This window comes from Candidatus Hydrogenedentota bacterium (genome assembly GCA_018005585.1).
GTDB lineage: Bacteria > Hydrogenedentota > Hydrogenedentia > Hydrogenedentales > JAGMZX01 > JAGMZX01.
Window position 1 is genome coordinate 10289 of sequence record JAGMZX010000087.1, and the last position, 3741, is coordinate 14029.

General features: G+C 58.5%; 6 protein-coding genes. All 6 read left to right on the plus strand.

All coding sequences use genetic code 11. The features are described from left to right. The coding region (locus KA184_14745) for an SGNH/GDSL hydrolase family protein (protein ID MBP8130834.1) at window positions 1–662 on the plus strand (662 nt) is incomplete at its 5' end. Window positions 663–733: 71 nt separating this feature from the next. After that, the gene (locus tag KA184_14750) at window positions 734–1195 is read left to right on the plus strand and encodes an Rrf2 family transcriptional regulator (protein MBP8130835.1); all 462 of its coding nucleotides are present in this window, start codon (window positions 734–736) and stop codon (window positions 1193–1195) included. Window positions 1196–1280: 85 nt separating this feature from the next. Next, complete coding sequence (locus KA184_14755) at window positions 1281–1463, plus strand: YezD family protein (GenBank protein ID MBP8130836.1); 183 nt, start codon at window positions 1281–1283, stop codon at window positions 1461–1463. Between the two features lie 142 nt (window positions 1464–1605). Then, on the plus strand, window positions 1606–3162 hold the full coding sequence (locus tag KA184_14760; protein ID MBP8130837.1) for a hypothetical protein: 1557 nt from the start codon (window positions 1606–1608) through the stop codon (window positions 3160–3162). Between the two features lie 62 nt (window positions 3163–3224). Beyond that, the gene (locus KA184_14765) at window positions 3225–3383 is read left to right on the plus strand and encodes a hypothetical protein (GenBank protein MBP8130838.1); all 159 of its coding nucleotides are present in this window, start codon (window positions 3225–3227) and stop codon (window positions 3381–3383) included. A 68-nt stretch (window positions 3384–3451) separates the two neighbouring features. Next, window positions 3452–3741: extracellular solute-binding protein (locus KA184_14770; protein ID MBP8130839.1), on the plus strand; the 290-nt coding region annotated here is incomplete at its 3' end.

The following is a 3741-nucleotide window of genomic DNA, read 5'->3' on the forward strand; positions in this document are numbered from 1 at the left end:
ATTTCAATACCGACCGAATCGAGGTTTTGAACTGCGGCATTTCCGGCCTGAACGTCATGAAGGAGCGGATGCGCCTCGCGGATTATCTTGCGCTTGAGCCTGACCTGCTGATTATCTACGAAGGCGTGAACGACATTTGCCATATCCACTTTCCGCGCTGGGTCGGCGAAATGACCCCGCTGCAACAACTGCTGCGGCGTTCCCGCGCGTTTACGTATTACTTCAACCGCTGGCTTGCCCCGCCGGAGGAGCGGATGCGAGCGGAACTCGAATCCGGCACGCTCGCGCAACTGCTTCAGATTCGGAACTATGCCCGTGCGCGCGGCATTGAGACGGCCCTGTGCAGCTTTGCCTATCCCGATATCGGGGCCCTTAGCGCCGACGAACGCGCCTACTATGACTTCTACAACTGGAAGGATTGGGGCGGACGCTACGTGACGTTCGACACCTATTGCCGGGTGGTGCGTCTGTTCAACGCCTCATTGCGGGCCATGTGCAGGAAAGAAGGTATTCTGTACATCCCCGTGGAAGAACGCGTCACGGGCGGCGCGGACGTGTTCGGCGATATCTGCCACATGAAGAATGTGGGCATTGAGCGGAAAGCAGAGGCCGTTTTCGAGGCGATCAAGGGGTTTGTTGGGGCGCGTTTTTCGCGGGGCTGAGGGGTGAACCTGATTTGACATGCGCTATCTTGCCGTGCTATTGTCCAGGAAGTCTGTAGGGTATATTGATAATGCTCACGAGCAAGACCAAGTATGGACTTAAGGCACTGGTGGTGCTCGGGCGGATGTACGCAAGTGGGCGCGTCATCTCCATCGGTGAAATCGCCGAACGGGAGAACATCCCGCTGAAATTTCTGGAGACCATCCTTGTAGAGTTGAAAAACCGCAGTATTCTAAGGAGCAAGCGAGGTCCTGGCGGCGGCTATATGCTGGCAGAGGACCCGGAAGTCATCTCGCTTGCAGACGTGATCCGCTGGTTGAACGGTCCGCTGGCGCTGGTACCATGCGCCAGCGAATTTGCCTACCAGCCCTGCGAAGAGTGCAACAACGAGGAAACCTGTGGAATTCGTCTTGTCATGAAGGAGGTGCGGGCGGCGACGGTGAAGGTGCTTCAGACGAAGACGCTTGGGGAACTGGTGCGCCGGAGTAACGAGGCCTCCGGTTACGAAGACGCGCCGATGTATTACATCTAGGCAGAAAGGAACAAGTCTCGGCGGCGTTTTGCTGTACCGACTTATCATATAAATTCTATGGGAAATATGCATAAAGGGCGTGGGAATGAGCAAGAAGGTCCAAGGCACGGTGGATGGTGAAGAAAGCACGGCGCTTGATGACGAGACGGCGGCGAGGGTCCTCGCCGCGATACGTTCGCTCCGTTACGGAGCGGTCGAGGTGACGGTGCATGATTCGCGAGTCGTTCAGATAGACAAGAAAGAAAGGATTCGCGTGGGGCGCTCTTGATAGCGCCCGTCAGGGCGCCATTAGGCATCTCTTGTGCCAACCGGAACACCGGCGGCGTGAAACAGGCAGTGCAGAAAAAGATTTGGAGTGGCAGTTCGACCGGTCAACCGGAGACCCCCCTCGACCGCGAGGAGACCGACATATGAGAAGGAGGATTTGGTGGATCGCCCTTGCCTCCGTGTTGGGCGTGGCGTTCTGGCAACCGCGCGCGCCTGCGCAGGAACCGCCGCCGCCCGGGGTGGCTGCGCCGGCCTCGCAGGAGGAACTGCGTTCCCTGCGGGAAATGGTGAATCAATTGAACGAGCGCCTGGAGCGTTTCGAAACACGAACGACGGGCGCGCTTCCGTCCCCGGCGGTGGAAACCGCGCCGTCTGAATTGCAGACCTTGCGCGACCAGGTTTACGAGTTGAACAAGCGGCTGCGCCAGCTTGAGGTGCAGACGGAGACGGACAAGGCGGCAGCCGATGCAACGGCGAAGAAAGTGCCGGTGGTAACGGCGGCGACCGATGGTTTTTCGATAACTTCCCCGGATAAGGCGTTCCAACTGAGGATCGGCGGACGGATTGCCTACGATGTGGCTTTTTTTAAGCAGGACAAAAGACTCGAAAATGCTGTTGGTGACGAACAAGATGGAACCGGTTTCTCCTATGCGCGCCTTCGGTTGACCGGCCGCATGTGGGAGAACATCTCCCACAATTTCGAGATAGATTTCGCTGGCGAGTCAGGGCAGGACACACCCATTTTTCGCGACGTCTATTTGCAGTTCGAGAAGGTTCCTTACTTTGCGGGAAGGGACTTCACCTTCCGTGTGGGGCACTACCGCGAGCCTTTCAGCCTTGAGGAACTGATACCGGTGGTGTACCGGACATTCAATGAGCGTTCGTTGGCCAATGTCTTGGTTCCAGGCCGCAATGCGGGTATCCAATTGAGCGACGCTCTCCTCGGGGGACCGAAACGGGAGCGGCTCACATGGGCGATAGGCGCGTTTAAGGAAACGGACAACTGGCCGAGTAGTAACGACTCAGACGAGGACCAGGGGTATCAGATTACCGCGCGCGTGACGGGCTTGCCGTGCTACGGGGACGAGGGACGCAAACTACTGCATCTCGGGCTCGCCTACAGCCACCGTAATCCTGACGGTGCCCGGTTGAGTTACGGTGCGCGGCCGGAATCCCGCTTGGCCCTCTTCCGCTATGCCGACCCGGACAATCTGCCCGTGGGGTTTCGTCTTCGCGACGCTCGCGCGGACGACGTGGACCTTCTCGGTCTGGAAATCGCCGCTGCATACGGTCCTTTCAGTATACAAGGTGAATACATCCGCTCAGATGTGGACACGATATTCGGCGGAGACGTGGCCTTCGACGGCTACTACGCGCAGGCCACGTACTTCCTGACCGGTGAATCCCGGCCCTACCGCAATGACCGAGGCACTTTCGACCGGGTCGTTCCAGATCGTCCTTTCGGTTGGAAGACCACTTCGGGCTGGGGCGCATGGGAAGTGGCGGCCCGGTACTCCGGCGTGGACTTGCAGGACGGGCCCGTCCGCGGCGGCAAACACGAAAGCCTGTCGCTTGGCTTGAATTGGTATCTCAATCCGAACGCGCGCATCACCTGGAACTACACGCACAACGACGTCGAGCATGACCTCTACGACGGCAGCTTTGACATACTGCAGACCCGTTTCCAATTTGAGTTTTAGGACGCAAGACAACAAGGCATTACTTACGAGGGGCATAACAGCCCGCGAGGGAGACTTGAATCATGAAGCACTTGAAGCACATCGCGAAGAAACGGCCTGCAAAGGCCGAATCCCTGTTGGTTCTCCATCAGAAGGTCGAGATCTTCGCCGCGCTGGCCGAAGCCATCGGGACGCTAGCGGAGTCCGTGAGCGCGTGGCTCGACCTCTCATCGGAAGAATAGCCGAAGCGGAGCCATTGCGGACAACACGGGCGAAGGCTGTGGCCCTTGCTCGAGAAGGAGGCGAACACATGAAATCGAATGCCTGGAAATGGGGCACAGCGGCCGTTGTCGTGTTGCTGCTGGCCGGACTCGCGGCCGCGGAACGTCAGATCCTGAACGTATCCTACGACCCGACGCGCGAACTGTATGCCGATTTCAACGCCGCGTTCACGAAGTATTGGAAAGAGAAGACCGGCGAAGATGTGACCATTCAGCAGTCGCACGGGGGCGCGGGCAAGCAGGCGCGCGCCGTGATCGACGGGCTCGAGGCCGACGTAGTCACCCTTGCGCTTGCTTATGACATCGACGCGATTTCGGA

Coding starts and splice junctions, on each gene's coding strand:
- KA184_14750 (MBP8130835.1), top strand. CDS start 734: ATGCTCACGAGCAAGACCAAGTATGGACTTAAGGCACTGGTGGTGCTC.
- KA184_14765 (MBP8130838.1), top strand. CDS start 3,225: ATGAAGCACTTGAAGCACATCGCGAAGAAACGGCCTGCAAAGGCCGAA.
- KA184_14760 (MBP8130837.1), top strand. CDS start 1,606: ATGAGAAGGAGGATTTGGTGGATCGCCCTTGCCTCCGTGTTGGGCGTG.
- KA184_14755 (MBP8130836.1), top strand. CDS start 1,281: ATGAGCAAGAAGGTCCAAGGCACGGTGGATGGTGAAGAAAGCACGGCG.